The organism is Actinospineispora eucalypti (assembly GCF_039543365.1).
Lineage (GTDB): Bacteria > Actinomycetota > Actinomycetes > Mycobacteriales > Pseudonocardiaceae > Pseudonocardia > Pseudonocardia eucalypti.
On sequence record NZ_BAABJP010000007.1, the window covers coordinates 1 to 21836 of the forward strand.

Below are 21836 nucleotides of genomic sequence, written 5' to 3' on the forward strand. Positions count from 1 at the left end.
GCCCATCTCGCCGGACCTCAGCCCGGCGCGTCGGGCCGGAAACACCGATCTTGGAACAGTCCCGGGAGTCCGGCTCGCGCACACCCTTCGGTGAACGGTGTGTGCGAGCCGGCGCGCCCGGGGTTAGCGGTGGTTGGAGAGGGTGGTTAGGGCGGCTTCCAGTTCGGGGTCGCGGTGGGCCTGGAGGTTGGCCCGCTGGAACACCAGGCCGGTGTTGATGTCGGCCGGGACGCCTACCTTGTCGTAGGCCTTGCCGTCCGTGGTGTAGACCTCGTTCGGCAGGCCGAAGGTGATGCCGTTGGGGAGCTTCCAGTTGAGGACGTCGGAGAAGACGCCCTGGGTGCTCTCGCCGATGCGGGTGACGCCGGGGCGGCCGATCAGCGACTGGGCGAATGTCTCGGCGGCGCTCACGCTGTAGCGACTGATCAGCAGCGCGACCTGGCCCGTGAATGCCTTGCCGGGGCCGGGTTGGACGGTGATTGTCTGGGGCTCGGTGAAGCGGCCGGCGTCATCCGGATCGTTGCGAGCCGTTTTCGCGTAGGCGACATAGGGCTTCGTGGTGAGCCGCGAAGCAATCATCGTGGCGAGCACGTCGGACCCGCCGTCATTCATCCGGACATCGATCACCAGGCCGGACATCGGGGACGCGAAGGCCGCGTCGAGGGCGCGGCCCAGCTCGGCCACCTCGTCCTCGAAGCGGCCCGTGTCCGCGTAGCCTTCGAAACTGGAGACCCTGAGGTAGCCCACATTGTTCGGCAGGTGACCGAGGGAAATCTTCTTTTCCGCGAAGCGCTGGCGTTTGTCGACGAGTTTCTGGTTAACCGTCTCGTTGACCAGATCCAAATCGTCATCGGACAACGGTTGCGGATCCGGGCGATTGCCGTCGAACTCCAGGTCGTCGTCTTCGCCGTCGAGTGCGACGGATGTGTGGGCGTCCTCGAGCGGCTTGATCATCTCGACGAACAGGGCATGCAGCTGCGCCGGGGTGGTGGCGTCGTTGACCCGGGGCCGGAACCGCGCCCGTTGCTCGTCCCAGTTCACGTTGTGCAGGGCGAAGAACGGATAGTTCTCGTGGAAGGCCTGCCAGAAGATGTCAAAGTTGTGCACCGGGGTGTTGGCCGGCGGCGCCGAGCAGACCTCGGGCATCCGGTCCACGCGCTGGAGCACGATGTCGGAGATCGCCCCGTCCACCCGGAGTCGCCTGGTGTCCGGGGTCTGCCCGGCCGAGACGGTCAGGAGCCCGGAGTCCACGTCGAGGACCGGCTGGGAACGCTTCTTCTTGTCCACCAGGAAGGTCGTTCCCGCTCCGTCCGAAGTGGCCGCCGACTGGTTCGCCTCGGTGACCACCGCGCAGCTGATCTTGGTCACCTGGGAGATCTTCATCCGGCCCGCACCGATGTCGAACACCAGGCCGTAGCCGTCCGACCGCCAGACCCCGTCGAGCGATCCGGCGGCGGCACCGCCGCCGCCGGGCGGCGACGAGGAGCAGCCCGAGATTGGGAGCAACGCGGCAAAGGCGGCAATCCAGGCCCGACATATTGTCTTTCGGCTGTGGTTCATAACTCCCCGAGGCCGATGAGAAGGCCGGTAGGCGACGTCGGCGACGAGCGTACTCCGGCATTCGGGTGAGCCAATTTCTTTCCATTAACCGCTGCTTCCGCCCAGTCGGGAAGCTTGCACTCAAGTTCACTTGAGCGGGCAATGTCGGCGCCATGGATGAGCAGCATGTGCCGGTGTTGGTGGTCGGTGCCGGGCCGGTTGGCCTTTCCACCGCGTTGTTCCTGCGGCATGCCGGGGTGCCGGCGCTGGTGGTGGACAAACGCGACCCGACCGGCGCGCCACCCCGCGCCGGCACCAGCCTGCGCACCTGCGAGATCTTCCGGTCCATCGGCCTCGGCCCGGCCGTCCGCCGGGCCGGCTGGCTGGCCGCCGAGCCGATGTGTTCGATCTTCAAGGACAGTGCGTTCGGCGCCACGCGGCACATGACCCGGATGCCGTCGCCGTACGCCGAGCGGGTGCGGGCGATGAGCCCGGTGGACGCCACACTGGCCCTCACGCAGGTGGAGGTGCAGCTGGTCGCGCTGGGCGAGCTGGCCGACCGGGTGCGGTTCGGGGTCGAGCTGACCGGACTCACCCAGGAGTCGGACCGGGTGCGCGCCGAGCTGCGGGACACCGCCACCGGGCGGCGGGCCGAGGTCACCGCCGACTACCTGATCGGCGCGGACGGGGCGCGCAGCCCGGTGCGGGGGCTGGCCGGTATCGGGGTGCCCGACCGCGAGGTGGTCACCTGGCTGAACACCGCCTACTTCGACGCCGATCTCGGGCCGGTGGTGCGGGACTGGGGGACGAACGCCTGCTTCGTGCGCAACGACTCGGTGTTCGCCACGCTGTTCTCCAAGAACGGCCGGCAGAAGTGGTCCTCGCACATCATGGACTACCCGGGCCGGCCCGAGCGGCTCACCGAGCTGTCCGAGCGGTCGGCGCTGGAGCTGCTGCGCGCGGCCATCGGCGATGACCAGGTGCCGATCACGCTGCACGCGGTGAACGCCTGGGAGGCCGCGACCGGCATGGCCGAGCGGTTCCGCGCCGATCGGGTCTTCCTGGTCGGCGACGCCGCGCACACGCAGAGCTCAGCCGGCGGGCTGGGCATGAACACCGGCATCCAGGACGGCCACAACCTGGCCTGGAAGCTCGCCGAGGTGCTGGCCGGCCGGGCCGACCCCGCGCTGCTGGACACCTACCAGGACGAGCGCATGGCCGCCGCCCGCGTCTCGCTGGCCCTCTCCGCCGGCCTGCACCGCGGCTACCGGGACCTGTCCGGCGACCCGGCCGACCTGTACCGGAAGATCGCGGTGGACTACCTGCACGCCATGATCGGCTACGGCTACCGGTCGGCCGCCGTGCTCGGCGAGGTGCCGGAGCCGGACGTGCTGACCGACCGCGTCCGGGTCGGCTACCGGCTGCCGCACCGCTGGCTGCGGCCCGGCGTCTCCACCCACGACCTGCTCGACCGGGGCTGGACGGTGCTGGTCGACGGGTTCGAGGACCTGCGGCCGGGGGAGGCGGTGCTGGTGCGCCCGGACGGTTTCGTCGCCTGGCGAGGCCCCGGCCCCGAAGCCGCCGAGCAGGTCAAGCGCCGCATCCTGCGGCCCGCCGACCATGGTCTTTCCCGCTGAGCGGTCCTATAGTGACTACTCACTACATGTCGGCCGCCGAGCGGGAAGAGGGACGCCGATGGAGGCCAGGGTTCAGCGGGTGCTCATCTGGTCGGGTCCGGCGATGGTGCTGCTCTGGTTGGGCGCCTTCCTGATGGTCGCCGGGTTCATTCCGCCGCACGACCCCGGCTGGAGCGCCGAGCGGATCGTCGAGCTGTACGCTGCGCACACCGACGCCATCAAGATCGGCATGGTGGTGTCGATGATGGGGTCGGCGCTGCTCGTGCCGTGGGCGGCGGCGATCTCCGGACAGCTCAAGCGGATCGACGGCGCGCGAGCCCTGGCGGACATCCAGATGATCTCCTGCGCGCTGCTCTCGCTGGAGTTCATCACGCCCATCGGGGTGTGGATGGCGGCCAGCTTCCGCTTCGACGCGCATTCGGCCGAGGTGACCCAGGCGCTGAACGACCTGGGCTGGATCCTGTTCATGACGGTGATCTGGTCGCTGTGGGTGCAGCTGGTCGCGGTCGGCGCGGCGATCCTGATCGACCGCCGGGAGCGGCCGGTCCTGCCGCGCTGGCTGGGCTACCTGAACCTGTGGGTCGCGCTGCTGATCATTCCGGCCGGCCTGGTGCTGTTCTTCAAGGGCGGCCCGTTCGCCTGGAACGGCGCGGTCGGTTTCTATGTGCCGCTGACCGGCTTCTGTATCTGGGTCGCTTCGATGACGCTCGTCGTTCATCGGAACCTGACCAGGCAAATCGCCGAGGATGTGTCGGCAGTGAAACGTGAGATCTCAGCCCATTCCGAGGCAGTGCGCTTTACCTAAATACGTGAGCGTAATTCGGCGGAACGTCGCTCCGAGCCCCGTCACGGGGTTAGGCGGGACTCGGAGCGACAGCGCGTTCCGACCTCGGGTCGGATTGAAATCTAGAGAAGGCCGCCGACCACCGGGAGGCTGCCGAGCAGGCCGGTGACCGGGTCGCTGGCGCCCGACTCGGTCGGTGCCGGCAGCTCATCCGCGCTGACCTCGTCGGAGGAGCCGCTGTCCGAGCCCTCGGAGTCGGAGGACTCGCTGCTGCTGGAGCTCGAGCCCGAGCCGCCGTCTTCGGAGTCATCGGCGAACGCGGCGCCCGCGCCCGCAAACAGGGCGCCAGCCGCGACAACTCCGGCGAGAATGGTGCGTGCAGTGCGCGACATGCAGACGTTCCTTTCAATTAGGGAGCGGAGCGGCGCACACGCTAGTGGTTACCGGATCGTTATGTCGAATCGGGGTGCCGGGGTCTCGCCCGAACTAATGAAACCGGTGAAAAGGAATTCGTGTGTCACCCCGTCCCCTGAATGGAGCAGTGCGTGCGCATAATCGCTGCTCGGGGCGCATCGGTGGTTCCTTCGCTTACGCAAGCATCAAAAGTGTGAGCCCGACACGCCCGAGCGGCGAGGTTTGCTGAGGCGATGCACCGGGTAAGGGCCGGCTCGCGGATCCGGAGAGTGCCGGCCGATCTACCCTGTTGGGCGATGACCGCGACCCCTGACGCCGCCCCACTCGTACTGGCCGAACGCTACCGACTGGAGGAGCGGATCGGGGCCGGTTCGATGGGCGCGGTGTGGCGCGCCACCGACGAACGGCTGAACCGGACCGTCGCGGTGAAGCAGCTGCTGCTGCGCCCGGGAATGCCGGGTTTCGACACCGTCGCGGCCGCCGGGTACGAGGAGGCCAAGCAGCGGATCCTGCGCGAGGGCCGGCTGGCCGCCCGGTTGCAGCACCCGCACACCATCGCGGTGTACGACGTGGTGCTGCACGAGGAGGCGCCGTGGCTGGTGATGGAGTACCTGTCCTCGCGGACGCTGAACGAGCTGCTCATCGCCGAGGCGCCGGTGGACCCCCGGGAGGTGGCCCGGATCGGCGCGCAGATCGCCGACGGGCTGGCCGCCGCGCACGCCGCCGGCATCGTGCACCGGGACATCAAGCCGGCGAACGTGCTGATCGGCCACGAGACGGCCATCGTGAAGATCACCGACTTCGGCGTCTCCCGCGCCGCCGACGACGTGCAGCTGACCCGCACCGGGCTGATCGCCGGCACCCCCGCGTACCTGGCCCCCGAGATCGCCCGGGGCCAGCCGCCCACGCCGGCCTCGGACGTGTTCGCGCTGGGCGCGACGCTCTACACAGCGGTGCAGGGGGAGCCGCCGTTCGGCCTGGACGACAACGCCTACGCGCTGCTCTACCGGGTCGCCGCCGGCAAGGTCACCGCGCCGGAACGGGCCGGCACGCTCACCGACCCGTTGATGCGGATGCTGCACCCGGACCCGGCCGAGCGGCCGACCGCCGAGCAGGCCCGTGCGGAGCTGTCCGCCGTCGCCGCCGGCCGGGCGGCCGAAGCGCGCGGCGGGGACACCAAGGTGGACATCAAACCGATCTCCCCGCGTGCCGGGGCCTCGGCGGGCGGTGGCAAGCCGTCCGGCACGTTGGGCCTGCCGGCCGATCCACCATCCAAGAAGCCCGGCGCGGCCCGGTTCAAGCTGCCCTTCCGGTCGTCCTCCCGGTCGCGCAAGTCGCCGCCGCCCGGGCGCCCGGAAGCGGCATCCGCGCAGCCGGGAACCCCCGCGCAGCCGGATCGACCGCGCCCGTCGTCGCCCGTGTCCGACGCGGCACCACCCCGGCCGTCGCCGACACCCCGGGACGAGGCACCCGGTCGGTCGGGCGCCGGGCCGCGGGATGCCGCGGCCGGGGAGTCGGGGAGCGCCGCGCGGCGAGGCTCGGTGCCTGCTCAGCCGCAAGGTCCGTCCGCGCCACGGGATGTGGCGTCCGGCCAGCCACCTGGCTCGTCGGCGCCCGGTCGGCCGCACCGGCCGCCGGCGCCGGAAGCCGGGTCCGACCGGCCGCGCGTCCCGGCCGCCGCGCCGGCCCAGTGGCCCACCCCGCCCGCGCTGCCGGGGCGGTCGCCTCAGCAGCCCGTGCCCGCTCGGCCGAAGTGGCCGCTGTGGGGTGTGTTGGGCCTGATCGTCGTGGCGGCGGTGGTGGGGGCGGTGCTGGCCGCGTCGGACGGGTCGCCGGGCTCCAGCGGCCCGGGCAGCTCGGCCACCGCCGAGGCGCCGGGCGGTTACACCGGCGGCCCGCACGGCACGCCGACCGCCGCGGAGCTGACCGCCTTCGTCCAGGACTACTACCGGCAGCTGCCCGGTGACCCGGCGGCCGCCTGGGCCATGCTTGGTGAGAACGCCCGCCGGGCTTCCGGCGACTTTGCCGGCTACCAGGGCTTCTACCGGTCGCTCAGCTCGGTCGGCTTCGTCGAGGGCCCGACGGCGGTGAACGGCCGCACGGTCCGGGGCACCCTCCGGTTCGTGCCCAAGAACGGCCGCGAAACCCAGGAACGCTACGAGTTCACCGTCGTCCCCGGCCCGGACGGCAAACTGATCATGTCCAGCTTCTCCCGCCGCTGACTCGCCGACCCGCCACCTCGACGTGGGTGGGGCAAGCGCACCGGGGGCGGGGGTGGCTCGTTTGAGCAGGCGTGAGGGTGCGACGGCGCTGGTGGGCGGTCGGGGCGGCCCTGGCGCTGGGGTGGTGCCTGCTGGCGCCGGCCGGCGCGGGCGCGACCGAGGATCTGGCCGAGGAGTACGTCGCGCTGGGCGACTCGTTCGCCGCCGGCCCGCTCATCCCGCCGCAGGAGAGCCTGGACCCGTGCTACCGGTCCACGGTCGACTACCCGCACGTGCTGGCCGAGTCGCTGCGCGTGAAGACCTTCCGGGACGTCACCTGCAGCGGCGCCACTACGGCCAACGTGCTGCACACCCCGCAGCGCGCGACCACTCCCGGCCTGCCGGCCAGACCGCCGCAGATCGAGGCGCTGACCGGGCGCACCACCCTGGTCACCGTGTCCATCGGGGCCAACGACATCGGCCTGGCCACGCTCGCGCTGAGCTGTTTCAACGCGTTGCCCCCGCCGGCCGGGAGATCGTGCAAGGCCACCCAGACCGAGGGCGGGGTGGACCGGGGCGCACGGCTGGTGGACTCGGTGGCCGGCAGGCTGGCCGACACCCTGGACGCGATCCGCGACCGCGCGCCCAAGGCCCGCGTACTGATCACCAGCTACGCCAACTACATCCGGCCCGGCGGCTGCTACCCGGCGCAGCCGGTGTGGGCCCAGGACGCCGACTACATGCAGGGCCTGGTGAACCGGCTGGGCCGGGTGACCGCCGGAGTGGCCAACCAGCACGGCGCCGAGTACATGGACTTCATCCGCCCGGGCCGGGGACACGACGGCTGCCAGCTGAATGACAACTGGGCCAACGTGGTCGTCCCCGGCACCACCCTGGGCCTCGTCCCGCTGCATCCGACGGCGTTGGGCGAGCGGAACTTCGCGCGAATACTGGAAGAACACCTCAACGACGAGTTGTGACGGCCACCGAGTGCCGGGCGGGGCGTCGGCCGCGGGCTTACGATCACCGCGAGCCGGGGCGAAGGGGCCACCGGCGGAGCAGCCGAGGAGCACTGACATGACCGAAGCGCAGACCTTGGACGCGGTGCGCGCGGCCGCGCAGCCGATCGAGGCGATCGGTGCGCTGTTCATGCTGCACCCGGAGACGTTCGCGGGCAGCGCCGCCAACGGGTACCAGAACCCGTTCGCCGGCTATTTCGCCGGGCGCGGCGGGGTGCTCGGGGATGCGGACGCGGACACCGTGAACTCGGTGTTCGGCATCTTCGAGCCGAACATGGCCGGCGCGCTGTGGGCCGAGGGCATCGCGGTGCACGGCGCGGCCGGCGGCGCGGCGCGCTACGCCGAGCAGGCCGCCGACTTCGGCCGCAAGCACCTGGCCGGGGCCGAGGGCCTGGAGCGGATCGCCGAACTGGGCGAGCGGGTCATCGCGGCCGCGCCGACCCAGGGCCTGCCGCTGTTCGCCGGCTGGAAGCGGATGCCGCTGCCCGAGGACGCGCCGGGCCGCGCCATGCACGTGCTGGTGGTGCTGCGCGAGCTGCGCGGCTCGGTGCACATGGCCGCGCTGGCCATGTCCGGGCTGTCCCCGGTGGAGGCCCACCTGCTGAACAAGGGCGAGCAGTACTGCGAGATGTTCGGCTGGCCGAAGCCGTACCCGGACGCCGAGGCCAAGCGCGCGGACAAGGCGGCCGCCGAGGACGCCACCGACCGGCGGATGACCCAGATCGTCGGCGCCGCGCTCTCCGGCGAGGAGGCCGCCGAGCTGGCCCGGCTGTCCGCCGCGGCGCTCCAGGTGGCCAACGCGTCCGCGAGCTGATCACCCGGCCGTGGGTGAGATCGCCCACGCCGGTCCGGGGTGAATAACGGGTTACCGACGCGTAGCCCTCGTTCAGGGTGGTGCTGCGCCCAAGACAAGTGCATACTGTATGCATTCGTGGTGTCCGCGGTCACACTAGTGAGGGGGTTCACGAGCCGCGACACAGCTCGGCGAATGCCGCGCCGATAGGGTGCCTAGGACCGTGGCAGCAGTAATCAGTTATGCGGTCTGCGCAGCTCACAGCACGGGCCGTTGGTAGCCACCCGGCGCGCCCAGGACGAAAATCGTGGCAGGAGAGACGAGTGGACCTCTACGAGTACCAGGCGAAGGACCTCTTCGCCGCGCACGGCGTTCCGGTGCTGCCCGGCAGCAACGTAACCACCCCTGAGGATGCAGAGGCCGCGGCAGCCGAGATCGGCGCGGCCGTGGTGGTGAAGGCCCAGGTCAAGACCGGTGGGCGGGGTAAGGCCGGCGGCGTCAAGCTGGCCAGCACGCCACAAGAGGCCAAGGAGAAGGCCGAGGCCATCCTGGGCCTGGACATCAAGGGTCACATCGTGCACCAGGTGCTGGTCACGGTGGCCAGCGACATCGCCGAGGAGTACTACTTCTCCTTCCTGCTGGACCGGGCCAACCGCAAGTTCCTGGCCATGTGCTCCGCCGAGGGCGGCATGGAGATCGAGCAGCTGGCCGTGGAGCGGCCGGACGCGCTGGCCCGCATCCCGATCGACCCGGTCGACGGGGTGGACAAGGCGAAGGCGCTGGAGATCGCCAACGCCGGGAAGATCCCGGCCGCCGTGGCGGACAAGGCCGCCGACGTGATCGTCAAGCTGTGGGACACCTTCGTCGGCGAGGACGCCACCCTGGTCGAGGTGAACCCGCTGGTCCGTGACCCGCAGGACAACGTGATCGCGCTGGACGGCAAGGTCACCCTGGACGAGAACGCCGGCTTCCGGCACCCCGGCCACGCCGCGCTGGTGGACAAGCGCGCCGAGGACCCGCTGGAGGCCAAGGCCAAGGCCAAGGACCTCAACTACGTCAAGCTGGACGGCGAGGTCGGCATCATCGGCAACGGCGCCGGCCTGGTCATGTCCACCCTGGACGTGGTGGCCTACGCGGGCGAGAAGCACAAGGGCGTCAAGCCGGCCAACTTCCTGGACATCGGCGGCGGGGCGTCCGCCGAGGTGATGGCGGCCGGGCTGGACGTCATCCTGGGCGACCCGGACGTGCGCAGCGTGTTCGTCAACGTGTTCGGCGGCATCACCGCGTGCGACGCGGTGGCCACCGGCATCGTGGAGGCGCTGAAGATCCTCGGCGAGCAGGCGACCAAGCCACTGGTCGTCCGGCTGGACGGCAACGCCGTCGAAGAGGGCCGGCGGATCCTGGAAGAGGCGAACCACCCGCTGGTCACGCTGGTGGGCACCATGGACGATGCGGCCGACAAGGCCGCCGAGCTGGCAGCGGCGGGGGTCTGACGATCATGGCTATCTTCCTGAACGAGAACAGCAAGATCATTGTCCAGGGCATGACCGGCTCCGAGGGCACCAAGCACACCACCAAGATGCTGGCCGCCGGGTCCAACATCGTCGGCGGCGTGAACGCCCGCAAGGCCGGCACGTCGGTGAACATCGGCGGCAAGGACCTGAACGTCTTCGGCACCGTCGAAGAGGCCATGAAGGAGACCGGCGCGGACGTGTCCGTGCTGTTCGTGCCGCCCAAGTTCGCCAAGGACGCGGCGATCGAGGCGATCGACGCCGGGATCCCGCTGGCCGTGGTGATCACCGAGGGCATCCCGGTGCACGACAGCGCCTACTTCTGGGCGCACGCCTGCGCCAAGGGCAACGCCACCCGGATCATCGGCCCGAACTGTCCGGGCATCATCAGCCCCGGCAAGTCCAACGCGGGCATCATCCCGGCCAACATCACCGGCCCCGGCCGGATCGGCCTGGTGTCCAAGTCCGGCACGCTGACCTACCAGATGATGTACGAGCTGCGTGACATCGGCTTCTCCACCGCCATCGGCATCGGCGGTGACCCGGTGATCGGCACCACGCACATCGACGCGCTGGAGGCCTTCCAGGCCGACCCGGACACCGACGCCATCGTGATGATCGGCGAGATCGGCGGTGACGCCGAGGAGCGCGCCGCCGACTTCATCAAGGCCAACGTGACCAAGCCGGTGGTCGGCTACGTCGCCGGCTTCACCGCCCCGGAGGGCAAGACGATGGGCCACGCCGGCGCCATCGTCTCCGGCTCCGCCGGCACCGCGCAGGCCAAGAAGGAGGCCCTGGAGGCCGCCGGGGTGAAGGTCGGCAAGACCCCCAGCGAGACCGCCGCCCTGATGAAGCAACTGATGAAGTAACCGACGCACGCGAACAACCGGCGGGCGGGCTCGGCAACGGGCCCGCCCGCCTTTTTGGTGCCCGACCACCGGAAACGGCGATCACTCCGTGCGGGGGCGGGCGCGACACTCTGACGCTTGCTCAGATGAACGATGCCGGCTGGTGGCGGTCGGTACGGTGGTGTCACGCATTCATCTCAGCGGGAGGGCACGATGAGCGTGACGAGCGGCGGCGCGACGGGCGATCCGTCCAGCAAGGCAGCGGCCGAGCCGGCTCCGGCACCCGTGCCGCTCAAGGTGCTGGGACTGATCATGGCTGGCCTTGCGCTGCTCAACTACCTGCTTGGCTGGTTCCAGTCCGGGCTGGCCTCCTTCGTCGGCAACTTCGGGGGCCTTCTCCTGCTCATCGGCGGGGTGCTGGCGGGCCTGGTGGTGCTGCCCAAGCTGCGCCGGCTGATGGTCCCGGCGGTGGTGAGCAGCGTGGTCGGCGCGTTGTCGCTGGCCCAGCAGGCGACCGCGGGATCGCGGTTGGACACTCCGCTGCCCGGCGCGGAACTCGGTGCGCTGGGCGTGGTTTCGATCTTGCTGGGGGCGCTGCAGCTGGTTGCGGCGATTGGTGCGCTGCTGGTGGACCAGGGCGTGGTGAGCCTTTCCGAGCGGCCGCGCGGGCCGGCCTACGGGCAGCCCGGTTACGGACAGCCGGGGTACGGCCAGTACGGGCAGTACCCGGGGCAGTACGGCGCGCAGGGCTACGGCGCCTCCGCGTCCGGCGGCTATCCCGCGGCGCCCGCGCAGCAGTACCCGGGCTACCCGACGGCCGCTCAGCAGCCTCAGCAGGGTGTGTACCAGGCGGGGCCGGGCACGTATCCGCAGCCGGGTTACCCGGCCGGTGGATACTCGCCGGGCGGTTACGGCCAGGCCGCGCCGGGGGCGTCCCCGGCGCCGGGCCAGTCGGCGCAGCCTTCCGGGTACGACCCGAGGTACTCCGGTTACCCGCCGAGCGGCCCGGCCGCGCCGGGTGACTCCACGGCGAACAAGCCCGAGCCGGCGAAGGGCGCGGAGGCCAAGCCCGGCTCGAGCGACGCCGACACCAACGGCGACTCGGACGAGCGGACCACCTTCATCCGGCCCACCAGCGGCCCGGAAAAGCCCGACGAGGACCCACGTAGCTGACCGTGTCCAGCGCACCGCCCACCGACCGGACCCTCGCCGACCCGCCGACCGGCGCGGACGCTCCCCCCGCGGAGCCGGTGCTCGGCCCGGGTGACCGGTTCCGCCTGCTCGGCACCACCGCCCTGGCCAGCGTGCTGCTCAGCCTGCTGGCGTCCGCCGTGGTCGCCGGGCTGGCCGGGCTGACCGCCGGCGCGCCGTGGCATCCCGCCGGGCTGATCCGGGCGGCTGTGCCGTTGTGGCTGGCGGCGCACCAGGTGCCGCTGGTGGTGGACGGCGTGCCGCTGGGCGTCCTGCCGCTGCTGCCCACCCTCGGGCTGGGTGTGGTGATCGGCGCACTGGCCACCCGGCTGACCAGGCGTCTCGGCGGTCGCGCCCGGGAGGACGGCTCGGCGGTGATCGCTACCCTCGGCGGAACGCACGCCTCGGTCGCGGTGCTGGCCACCGCGCTGCCGGCGGACCCGGCGCCGGCCTCGCCGTGGGGTGCGCTGCTGGGCGCCGGCATCGTCGCCGCGGTGGCCGCCGGCCTCGGCACGCTGCGCGCCACCGGGGTGCCGGCGTGGTGGCCCGGCCTGCCGCTCTGGCTGCGAACCGGGCTGGTCGCCGCGCGGCAGGGGGCCTGCGCTCTGGCGAGTGCGGGCGCGTTGCTGCTGTTCGCCGCGCTGCTGGGGTCGATCAGTGAGATGCACGCCCGGCTGGTGGCCGGCCCGCCGGAGTTGGGCGCCGGGCTCGGGCTGATCGTGCTTTCGCTGTGCTACCTGCCGAACGCGCTGGTCGCCTCGGTGAGCTGGCTGGCCGGGCCGGGGGTGTCCATCGGCGCGGCCACCGCCTCCCCGCTGTTCACCTCCGCCGGCCCGCTGCCCGCCGTGCCGCTGATGGCGGCGATGCCGCTGGAGCGGCCGCCGGGCTGGACGGCGTTGGTCTTCCTGTTGCCGGTGCTGGTCGGCGCGCTGGTCGGGCGGCGTTGCCGGGATGCGGACCCGGCCGAGCCGTTGCGCCGGTTGCCCGCCGTCGGGGTGGCCGCCGGGGTGGTCGCGGTAGGCGCCGCACTGCTGGCCGCGGTGGTCAGCGGCTCGTTGGCCGGCGGGCCGTTCGACCCGGTGGTGTTGCCGCCGATCGGGCTGGCGGCCGCGTTGCTCGGCTGGGTCGGGGTGCCGGCGCTGGCCGTCGCGCTGTTGCCCGGTTATCGAGGGCCGGGGCGGTCGAAGGGGTTGTGGCGGACCAAGCGGTCGCGCATGACGGTCGGTGAAGCCGTCGCGCTCGGCGGAGTGAGTGCGGTCGCCGGTGGTGCGGTCGCCGGTGGTGGGGTCGCTGGTGGTGGGGCGGGAGCCGGTTTGGTCGGCGCCGGGGCTGCGGATGTCGCGGACGGTGAGGCTTCCGACGATGACTTCGACGACGACCTCGACGAGGGCGAGGACGTCGAGTACGGCCAGGATGCCGGTGACCGGGAGGACGCCGAAGACGGCCAGGAGACCGGGTACGACGAGGACGCCGGCTACCGCGAGGACGCCGCGGACCGCGAGGACGCCGGGTACGGCGCCGGCTACCGCGATGACGGCGAGGACGGCGGCAACCGCGGGGGTGCCGGGTACGGCGAGGACGTAGTGGGTCGCGAGGAGATCCGGTACGAGGGCGAGCTGGATCCTTCGGACCCGGACTACGTCGACGAGCTGGACTTCGACCTGGACGACCACGCCGCGCCCGCCCGCGAACCGCGTCACGCCGACGACGTCGAGTTCGCCGATGACACGCCGTACGACGAGTTCACCGAGGAGATCTACCGGCCGACGCCGCGCGGCGAGGGTCGCTGATCGCCGTCCGTGGTGGCTAAACCGCGGGCCGTTCGAGGTGATCGTCGTCTCTGGTGGTTCAGCCTCGATTTTCGACGCTGAACCGCCACAAACCACGATCACCCCCGGCCTGACACGGTGAGGCGACGCCAGTGGGCTCGGGTAACGAGATGGCGCGCCATTAGGCAACAGCCCCATATTCGGTGCTCAACCGCCACTACCGGCGATCAAGCCGGTGCGCCGCGGCTCGAGAAACCACACGCGGGTGGAAGGCCCACGGTGGGCGGTCGGCGCGCGGAGATTAGGCTGGTGGCGCCCATCAGGTGAGTACGGAGGAGCCGAGCTGAGCGTGTCGCATAGCCCGTACCGGTTGGAGCTGCCGGTACCCGCCCGCACCGTGGTGCTGGTGTCCGGCTCCGGCACGTTGTTGCAGGCGCTGCTCGACGCGGAGGGCGCGGACTTCCCGGCCACGGTGGTGGCCGTCGGCGCGGACCGGGTCGGCATCGAGGGGCTGGCCCGCGCCGAGCGCGCCGGGCGGCCGACCTTCGCCGAACGGCTGGCCGAGCACCCGGACCGGACGGCGTGGAACAACGCGCTGGCCAAGGCGGTCCGCGCGCACCGGCCCGACCTGGTGGTGAGCGCGGGCTTCATGAAGCTGCTCGCCCCGGACTTCCTGTCCGGGGTCGGCGTGCCGGTGCTGAACACCCACCCCGCGCTGCTGCCGGCGTTTCCCGGGGCGCACGCGGTGCGGGACGCGCTCGGCCACGGCGTGAAGGTGACCGGTTGCACCGTGCACCTGGTCGACGCGGGCGTGGACACCGGCCCGGTGGTCGCGCAGCGGGCGGTGCCGGTGCATGCCGGGGACACCGAGGACACCCTGCACGAGCGGATCAAGACCGAAGAACGGCGGCTGCTCGTGGACACCGTGGCCCAGCTGGCCCGGCATGGCGCCACCGTGAGTGGACGAGAGGTGAGCATTCCGTGAGCACAACCGAGCGGCGGCCGGTGCGGCGCGCACTGGTCAGCGTGTACGACAAGTCCGGGCTGTTGGACCTGGCCACCGGGTTGCATGCGGCCGGCGTGCAGATCGTGTCCACCGGTTCCACCGCGCAGCGGATCGCCGACGCGGGCGTGCCGGTGACCCGGGTGGAGGAGGTCACCTCGTTCCCGGAGTGCCTGGACGGCCGGGTCAAGACGCTGCACCCGCGCATCCACGCCGGGCTGCTCGCGGACACCCGCAAACCGGAGCACCTCACGCAGCTGGAGCAGCTCGAGGTGGCGCCGTTCGACCTGCTGGTCGGCAATCTCTACCCGTTCACCGAGACGGTGGCGTCCGGGGCGACCCCGGACGAGTGCGTCGAGCAGATCGACATCGGCGGGCCGGCGATGGTCCGGGCGGCGGCGAAGAACCACGCCAGCGTCGCCGTGCTGGTCGACCCGGCCCGCTACGGGTGGGCGCTGGAGCAGATCGCGTCGGGCGGCTTCACCCTGGCGGACCGGCAGCGGCTGGCCGCCGAGGCGTACCGGCACACCGCCGCCTACGACGTGGCCGTGGCCAGCTGGATGGGCGAGACGCTGGCCGCCGAGGAGGACACCGACTTCCCGGCCTGGCGGGGCGCCACCTGGCAGCGGCGCACCGGGCTGCGCTACGGGGAGAACCCGCACCAGGGCGCCGCGCTGTACACCGACGGTTCGGCCGAGGGCCTGGGCCTGGCCGGCGCGGTGCAGCTGCACGGCAAGGAGATGTCCTACAACAACTACGTGGACGCGGACGCGGCCTGGCGGGCCGCGCACGACCACGACGCGCCTTGCGTGGCGATCATCAAGCACGCCAACCCGTGCGGCATCGCGGTGGCTTCGGAGATCGCCGACGCCCACCGCAAGGCCAACGACTGCGACCCGCTGAGCGCCTTCGGCGGAGTGATCGCGGCCAACCGCGAGGTGGACGAGGCCACGGCCGCGCAGGTCGCGGAGGTGTTCACCGAGGTGTTCGCCGCGCCGTCGTTCGCCGAGGGCGCGGTGGAGATCCTCGCCCGCAAGAAGAACATCCGGCTGCTGCGGGTGGCCGGCGCCCCGCGTGCGGGAGTCGAGCCGCGCCCGATCAGCGGTGGGCTGCTGGTGCAGGGCCGGGACCTGGTGGACGCGGCCGGGGACGACCCGGCGAAGTGGGAACTGGTCACCGGCGACCCCGTGGACCCGGACACCCTGGCCGACCTGGCCTTCGCCTGGCGGGCCTGCCGCGCGGTGAAGTCCAACGCGATCCTGCTGGCCCGGGGCCTGGCCACGGTCGGCGTGGGCATGGGCCAGGTGAACCGGGTCGACGCGGCCGACCTGGCGGTGCGCCGGGCCGGGGACCGGGCGAACGGCGCGGTGGCCGCCTCGGACGCCTTCTTCCCGTTCCCGGACGGCCTGGAGATCCTGCTGCGCGCCGGGGTGCGCGCGGTGGTGCAGCCCGGCGGCTCCATCCGGGACGCCGACGTGGTCGCGGCCGCGGCCGCCGCCGGCGTATCGCTCTACCACACCGGGACCCGCCACTTCGCGCACTGACGTGGCCAGCACGACGATCCGGCTGGCCACCGGGGACGGGTTCGCGGTCGACGACCTGCGGGTGGTCGAACGCGCCCGGTCCTGGACCCGGCCGGAGGCCGGTGCGGGGTATCGGCTGGTCTTCGTGCGGCGCGGGCTGTTCGGGCTGCGGGTGCCGGGGTGGTCCGGCCTGGTCGACCCGCTGGTGGCCTACCTGCGGCGCCCGGAGGACGAGCAGCGGATCGCCCACCGGCCGGGCGCCGAGGACACGTGCACCGTCCTGACCCTGGACGGCGAACTGGCCGCCGAGCTCGGCGCCGACCGGATGCCGCGCGGCCCGCTGCGCACCGACCCGCCGATCGACCTCGCCCAGCGCGCGGTGCTGGCCGGCGCCCGGCGCGGCGACGACGGGTTCGGGCTGGCCGAGCGGGTGGTGTGGCTGGTGCGCCAGGTCTCCCGGCTGGACGAACGCGAAGCGGGTGGCGGGAAACCCTCGCACCGGCGGCTGGCCGAGTCGGCCCGCGAGGCGTTGGCCACCGACCCGGCGTGGCCCAGCTTCACGGCGCTGGCCGGTGAGCTGGGCGTTTCCCGCGCGCACCTGAGCCGGGTGTTCCGGGCCGAGGTGGGGGAGAGCCTCACCCGGTACCGCGCCCGGCTGCGGGTGCGGGCCGTGCTGGACCGGATTGAGGACGGGGAGACCAATCTGGCCCGGCTGGCCGCCGAGCTGGGGTTCGCCGACCACGCCCACCTGACCCGCACGGTGCGGGCCGAGCTGGGCCGCCCGCCGGCCCGGTTGCGCGCGCTGCTCGGCTGAGCACAAACGTTCAAGCTTTCCGGCGCCCGTTCGGCGAATGATAGGGCCGAACCCGCGCCAGGAAAGGAGATCCGCGATGATCGCTCGCCTGTGGAGCGCCCGCGCCGCCAGCACCGAGGACGCCGACGCCTACCAGGACCATTTCGCCGGCGAGGTGCTCGACCAGCTGGGCAAGATCCCCGGGTTCGAGGGCGCCTTCCTGCTCCGGGGGGAGCACGGTGAGTTCGTCACCATGACGCTGTTCGAGTCGATGGACGCGGTGCGCGACTTCGCCGGCGACGACCCCGCCCAGGCGAACGTGACCGGTCCGGCCCGCGCGATGCTCTCCGAAGTGGACGAACGGGCCCGCCACTTCACCGTGGTGCTTTCGCCGCTGATCTAGGCGTTGTGCGGGGGGCGGCGGTTCAAAGATTCGCTTGGACGGCCGAGGGTGGGCGGGGTTGTCGGGGCTCGGCCGCGGCCGTTGCGTTCTCGGTGGGGGGCGTGGTCGCCGCGTTCTCCCGATGTCATGGTCAACAGGACATGACGGTTGCCTGGGGTGTCGGGGAACGGCCACCATGCCCTGTTGATCATGCAAAGGTCTGACTCGCGGCATTGGTTGCGCCGCGCCGGAGGACGATCGCCGTTTCCGGCGAATCAACCGCGATTTTCGAGGCTCAGGCGCCACGAACAGCGATCACCCCACGTGGGGTGGCTACCAGCCGAACGAGCCGGGGCTGTTGGGGTCGTCGGTGCTGCCGCCGCCGCTTCCGCCGCGGCGGCCGGAGTCGCTGCCCGGTTCGTCGTCGTTGTTCGCCGAGTCGTCACCCGGCGAGTTGCCGCTGCTGGGCCGGTCCTCGTCGTCGTCCGGGGTGGCCGAGCTGCTGGGCTTGCGGGAGGCGCTGGCCGGTACGGACGGCGGGACCGACGCCGAGGTCTTCGGCGTGGGGCGGGCGGCGCAGTCCGCGTTCACGATGACCTGCGCCGGGCTGGTCACCGTGTTGCCCCGGGCGTCGGTGGCTTGGATCCGCCAGTTGAAGTTCGCCCCGCTGCCGGAGCCCAGCCGGCCGGTGTAGGCCTCCCCGTTGGCCTGCATGGTCTGCGACTGGGACCCCGGGCCGAGCAGGATCACCTTCACCGGCCCCGACTCGTCGCGCACGGTGGCGCTGATCGTGGACACGGTCGGGCAGCCGTAGCCGCCGATCCGGGTGGCGCTGGCCCGGGCGTTGATGATCGCCGGCGGGCGTTCCTCGCGCAGCGCGACCGCGACCTCCGCCTCGCCCAGGTTGTCGGCCGAGCTGACCCTCAGCTGGGTGCGGCCGTCGCCCTCGGGCAGCGCGTCCCGGTTCACCGCGAGGGTCAGCTCCTGGCTCTTTCCGCCGGCCAGCGTGCCGGAGGGCGGGTCGACCTTCAGCCACGGGGCGTCCGGCGCGGCCTTCCAGGCCAACTGGTTACCGCCGCTGTTGGACAGGGTGATCTTGGCGGCGGAGTTGGCCGCGCCGAGGTCCACCACGGTGCTGGACAGCGCGAACTCGGCCGCCGGCCCGAACCGGACCGCGATCGGCGGGGTGCGCTCCAGGCTGCGCTGCACGAACAGCACCGTGCCGGCGAGCAGGAGGATCACCGTGAGCAGCGTGGTGACCCAGGCGCGCGGGGTCTTCGGGCCGGGCCGCCGCTGGTGCGCGGTGATCAGTGCGGTCTCCGCGAGCACCTGCTGGCGCATCGCGGGCGGCGGCGGCACCAGTGGGACCGCGGCGGCCAGCGGCGGCTGGTCCGGCGCCGGCCGGGGACCGCCCCGCAGCAACGGCAGGATGTTCGGGTCGAGGCGCACGCGCAGCTCGTCCACCCGGGCCTGGGCGCGCCGCTTGGACGTGCCGACCGCCGTGGCCAGGCCGGCGTAGTCCAGCCCGTGCCGCAGGTGCAGGGTGATCAGCGCGCGGTCCAGCCGGGTGAGGTTGTCCGGCAGCGAACGCCACAGCGGCGCCTGCGGGTCCCCGCCGAGGGGGAAGCGTCGGTCCCCGCCGCGAAAGGCCAGCTCCTCGGCGGACTTCGGCGGCTTGGCGTTCCGGTAGACCAGCGCATACAGCCAGGGGCGCAGCTGGCCCGGGTCGCCGAGGTCGTTCAGCTCGGCGACGGCGCGTTGGAAGGTGGTGTACGTGGCCTTCGCGGCCTGTTCGGGGTCCCGCAGCAGCGCCAGGTGCAGGTCGTAGACCGGTGCGGCGAACCGGTCGTACAGGCGGGTGAACGCCGCGTGGTCGCCGGCCAGGGTGGCCAGGACGAGACCACCGTCGCTGTCCACCTCGACCAGCGTGCTGCTGCCCGTGGCCACCGAGTTCCCCCTCCGAGACCCTTGACTGTGCGCGGCTGCATGACGAGTATGGTGTTCGAACAGGCGTTCGATACCGGGTTGTTGTCTGCAGGAGGATGTCATGGTCGGGGCGGCGGTGTCATCTCGGACAGAGGGGGCGGGGGATCGGGCCGCGCGGCTGCGGTTGGCCCGCGGGGTGCTGAGCAGTGTCACCGGTGAGCCGGCCGGGGATGCGAAGGTGTTGGAGGTCACCGGGGCGCTGCGGCCGGCGTTCCCGGGCGGGGGGCTGCGGCGGGGCAGCACGGTGGCGGTCGCGTCCTCCGGTTCGCTGCTGCTGGCGTTGCTGGCCGAGGCGTCCGCCGGGGGTTCCTGGTGTGCGCTGGTCGGGTTCCCCGAGCTGGGCCTGGTGGCCGCCGAGGAGGCCGGGCTGGTGCTGTCCAGGGTCGCCCTGGTTCCCGATCCCGGTTCCGACCTGATCGCGGTCACCGCCGCGCTGCTGGACGGGATGGATCTGGTCGCGGTGGCCGGCACCCGGCGGCTGCGGGCCGGCGACCGGCAGCGGCTGGCGGCGAGGGCGCGCCAGCGGGGCGCGGTGTTGTGCCCGGTCGGCCCGTGGCCGGGGGCGGACCTGGAGGTCAGTGCGGCCGGGGAGGGCTGGCAGGGGCTGGTGGGCGGCGGGCGGGGCCGGCTGCGTTCCCGGCGGGTCCGGGTGCGGGTGGGCGGCCGGGGCGCGGCACACCGGGGGCGGGCGGTCTCCGTGCTGCTGCCCGGGCCGGACGGGGCGATCGCCGCCGCCAGGGAGATTGCCGCCCCGCCGAAGCCCGAGCTGGTCCGGGAAGCGGGGTGACCGACAGTCCGCCCCGGGTGCTCGCGCTGTGGTGCCCGGACTGGCCGGTGGTGGCGGCCTGTCAGGCGGAGGGCGTGCCGAAGCACCGCCCGGCGGCGGTGGTTTCGGCGAACCGGGTGCTGGCCTGCTCGGCGGTGGCCAGGGCGGCCGGGGTGCGCCGGGGGCTGCGCCGGCGGGAGGCGCAGGCCCGGTGTCCGGAGCTGGCCGTGCTCGCCGCCGACGAGGAACGGGACGCCCGGCTGTTCGAACGGGTGGCGCAGGCGGTGGAGGAGCTGGCGCCGGGGGTCGAGGTGGTGCGCCCGGGGCTGGTCGCGCTGCTGGCCCAGGGGCCGGTCGGGTACTTCGGCGACACCGGGACGGCCGCCGAGCGGTTGATCGACCGGGTGGCCGCGCGCACCGGGGTGGAGTGCCAGATCGGCATCGCGGACGGGTTGTTCGCCGCCACGCTGGCCGCGCACCGGGGGCTGCTGGTCGAGCCGGGGCGGTCCGACGAGTTCCTGGCCCCGCTCCCGGTCGAGGAGCTGGACCGGGAGCCCGGGTTGGACCGGTCGGAGCTGCTCGGCCTGCTCGGCCGGCTGGGGCTGCGCAGCCTCGGCGCCTTCGCGGGAGTGCCGGTGAGCGACGTGGCCTCCCGGTTCGGCGCGGACGCGGTGCTCGCGCACCGGCTGGCCCGGGGGCTGGACCCCCGTCCTCCGGCGCGCCGCCGCCCGCCGGAGGACCTGGCCGTCGCGGTCGAGCTGGACCCGCCGGTGGTCCGGGTGGACGCGGCCGCGTTCGCGTCCAGGGGGCTGGCCGAGCGGCTGCACGCGCTGCTGGCCGGGCACGGCCTCGCCTGTACCCGGCTGGGCATCCGGGCGCGCACGCCGGACGGCGCGGAGCTGACCAGGGTGTGGCGCTGCGCGGAGCCGCTCACCCCGTCCGGGACGCAGGACCGGGTGCGCTGGCAGCTGGACGCCTGGCTCACTCGGGAGCGCCTTCGTGAGGGCGGGCGGGTGGGGGAGGGCATCCGCTGGCTGGGGTTGTCCGGCGAGGAGGTGGTCACCGCCGGCGAGCTGCGGCTGGGGTTGTGGGGCGACATCGGGGAGGCCGGCGAACGGGCCGGGCGGGCGCTGGTCCGGGTGCAGGCGATGCTCGGTCCGGAAGGGGTGTGCACCGCCGTGCTCGGCGGCGGGCGGGAACCCGGTGAGCGGGTCCGCCTGGTGCCCTGGGGCGAGGACCGGGGGGCCGCCGGGATGCCGGCCCGGGAGGACGAGAAGGGTGGGGAGGGTGGGCAGGGTAGGGAGGGTGGGATTAAACCGTGGCCGGGGCGGCTGCCCGCGCCGTCGCCGACCTCGGTGCCGGCCCGGCCGGTCCCGGCCGAGGTGCTGGACGCGGCGGGCCAGCCGGTCCGGGTGACCGACCGGTTCGAGCTCACCTCGGTCCCGGCCAAGGTGGTGGTCAACGGTGGCCGGCCGGTCTCGATGCTGCACTGGGCCGGGCCGTGGGCGGTGGATCAGCGCTGGTGGGACCCGGTTTCCGGGTGGCGGGGCAGCCGCATTCAGGTGCTGCTGGACGGAGGGGAGGAGTCGGGGGAGGTGGCCCTGCTGCTGCTCTTCCGGGACGGCCGCTGGGCGGTCACCGGCCGCTACGACTGAGGTATAATCGAACTTATGTTCG

At 72.7% G+C, this 21836-nt stretch carries 18 protein-coding genes; 15 read left to right on the forward strand and 3 right to left on the reverse strand.

Annotated features, from left to right (window positions below; translation table 11 throughout):
- Positions 1-123: 123 nt before the first annotated feature.
- Positions 124-1560, reverse strand: coding sequence for a S41 family peptidase (locus ABEB12_RS07530; protein WP_185064204.1), 1437 nt, complete (start codon positions 1558-1560; stop codon positions 124-126).
- Positions 1561-1712: 152 nt separating this feature from the next.
- Between ABEB12_RS07530 and ABEB12_RS07535 the strand changes: the two genes are divergently transcribed.
- Both ABEB12_RS07535 and ABEB12_RS07540 read left to right on the forward strand, forming a co-directional pair.
- A complete protein-coding gene (locus ABEB12_RS07535; protein WP_185064205.1) occupies positions 1713-3176 on the forward strand; it encodes an FAD-dependent monooxygenase in 1464 nt (487 codons plus the stop codon).
- Positions 3177-3255: 79 nt separating this feature from the next.
- Positions 3256-3981: an acyl-CoA synthetase family protein gene (locus tag ABEB12_RS07540; protein ID WP_221498500.1), complete on the forward strand. Its 726-nt coding sequence runs from the start codon at positions 3256-3258 to the stop codon at positions 3979-3981.
- 101 nt (positions 3982-4082) lie between these two features.
- On the opposite strand, the gene ABEB12_RS07545 is transcribed toward ABEB12_RS07540, so the two are convergent.
- A complete protein-coding gene (locus ABEB12_RS07545; protein ID WP_185064206.1) occupies positions 4083-4352 on the reverse strand; it encodes a hypothetical protein in 270 nt (89 codons plus the stop codon).
- 318 nt (positions 4353-4670) lie between these two features.
- Between ABEB12_RS07545 and ABEB12_RS07550 the strand changes: the two genes are divergently transcribed.
- The 11 genes from ABEB12_RS07550 (at position 4671) to ABEB12_RS07600 (ending at position 17428) form a co-directional block, all read left to right on the forward strand.
- Positions 4671-6596 (forward strand): protein kinase domain-containing protein, encoded by a 1926-nt coding sequence (locus ABEB12_RS07550; protein WP_221498501.1) that lies wholly within the window; start codon positions 4671-4673, stop codon positions 6594-6596.
- Positions 6597-6667: 71 nt separating this feature from the next.
- Positions 6668-7555 carry a GDSL-type esterase/lipase family protein gene (locus ABEB12_RS07555; protein ID WP_185064207.1) on the forward strand — a complete coding sequence of 296 codons (888 nt, stop codon included), beginning with the start codon at positions 6668-6670 and terminating at the stop codon, positions 7553-7555.
- A gap of 97 nt (positions 7556-7652) precedes the next feature.
- Positions 7653-8408 carry an SCO6745 family protein gene (locus ABEB12_RS07560; RefSeq protein ID WP_185064208.1) on the forward strand — a complete coding sequence of 252 codons (756 nt, stop codon included), beginning with the start codon at positions 7653-7655 and terminating at the stop codon, positions 8406-8408.
- A gap of 302 nt (positions 8409-8710) precedes the next feature.
- The gene (gene sucC, locus ABEB12_RS07565; protein ID WP_185064209.1) at positions 8711-9880 is read left to right on the forward strand and encodes an ADP-forming succinate--CoA ligase subunit beta; all 1170 of its coding nucleotides are present in this window, start codon (positions 8711-8713) and stop codon (positions 9878-9880) included.
- 5 nt (positions 9881-9885) lie between these two features.
- The gene (sucD, locus tag ABEB12_RS07570) at positions 9886-10767 is read left to right on the forward strand and encodes a succinate--CoA ligase subunit alpha (protein ID WP_185064210.1); all 882 of its coding nucleotides are present in this window, start codon (positions 9886-9888) and stop codon (positions 10765-10767) included.
- A 192-nt stretch (positions 10768-10959) separates the two neighbouring features.
- Positions 10960-11919: a DUF5336 domain-containing protein gene (locus ABEB12_RS07575; protein ID WP_185064211.1), complete on the forward strand. Its 960-nt coding sequence runs from the start codon at positions 10960-10962 to the stop codon at positions 11917-11919.
- A gap of 2 nt (positions 11920-11921) precedes the next feature.
- Positions 11922-13727: a cell division protein PerM gene (locus ABEB12_RS07580; protein WP_185064212.1), complete on the forward strand. Its 1806-nt coding sequence runs from the start codon at positions 11922-11924 to the stop codon at positions 13725-13727.
- Positions 13728-14055: 328 nt separating this feature from the next.
- Entirely contained in the window at positions 14056-14691 is a 636-nt protein-coding gene (gene purN, locus ABEB12_RS07585) for a phosphoribosylglycinamide formyltransferase (RefSeq protein WP_425572224.1), read from the forward strand.
- A complete protein-coding gene (purH, locus tag ABEB12_RS07590; RefSeq protein ID WP_185064213.1) occupies positions 14688-16253 on the forward strand; it encodes a bifunctional phosphoribosylaminoimidazolecarboxamide formyltransferase/IMP cyclohydrolase in 1566 nt (521 codons plus the stop codon). Before purN ends, purH begins: the two co-directional genes overlap by 4 nt.
- Before the next feature lies 1 nt (position 16254).
- A complete protein-coding gene (locus tag ABEB12_RS07595) occupies positions 16255-17046 on the forward strand; it encodes a helix-turn-helix domain-containing protein (RefSeq protein ID WP_185064214.1) in 792 nt (263 codons plus the stop codon).
- Between the two features lie 76 nt (positions 17047-17122).
- A complete protein-coding gene (locus ABEB12_RS07600; RefSeq protein WP_185064215.1) occupies positions 17123-17428 on the forward strand; it encodes an antibiotic biosynthesis monooxygenase in 306 nt (101 codons plus the stop codon).
- Between the two features lie 312 nt (positions 17429-17740).
- On the opposite strand, the gene ABEB12_RS07605 is transcribed toward ABEB12_RS07600, so the two are convergent.
- Entirely contained in the window at positions 17741-19354 is a 1614-nt protein-coding gene (locus ABEB12_RS07605; RefSeq protein ID WP_185064216.1) for a BACON domain-containing protein, read from the reverse strand.
- 115 nt (positions 19355-19469) lie between these two features.
- Here ABEB12_RS07605 and ABEB12_RS07610 point away from each other — a divergent pair, with 115 nt between their 5' ends.
- Complete coding sequence (locus ABEB12_RS07610) at positions 19470-20180, forward strand: hypothetical protein (protein ID WP_345702642.1); 711 nt, start codon at positions 19470-19472, stop codon at positions 20178-20180.
- The gene (locus tag ABEB12_RS07615; protein ID WP_345702643.1) at positions 20177-21814 is read left to right on the forward strand and encodes a DNA polymerase Y family protein; all 1638 of its coding nucleotides are present in this window, start codon (positions 20177-20179) and stop codon (positions 21812-21814) included. Before ABEB12_RS07610 ends, ABEB12_RS07615 begins: the two co-directional genes overlap by 4 nt.
- The last annotated feature ends 22 nt before the right edge of the window (positions 21815-21836 follow it).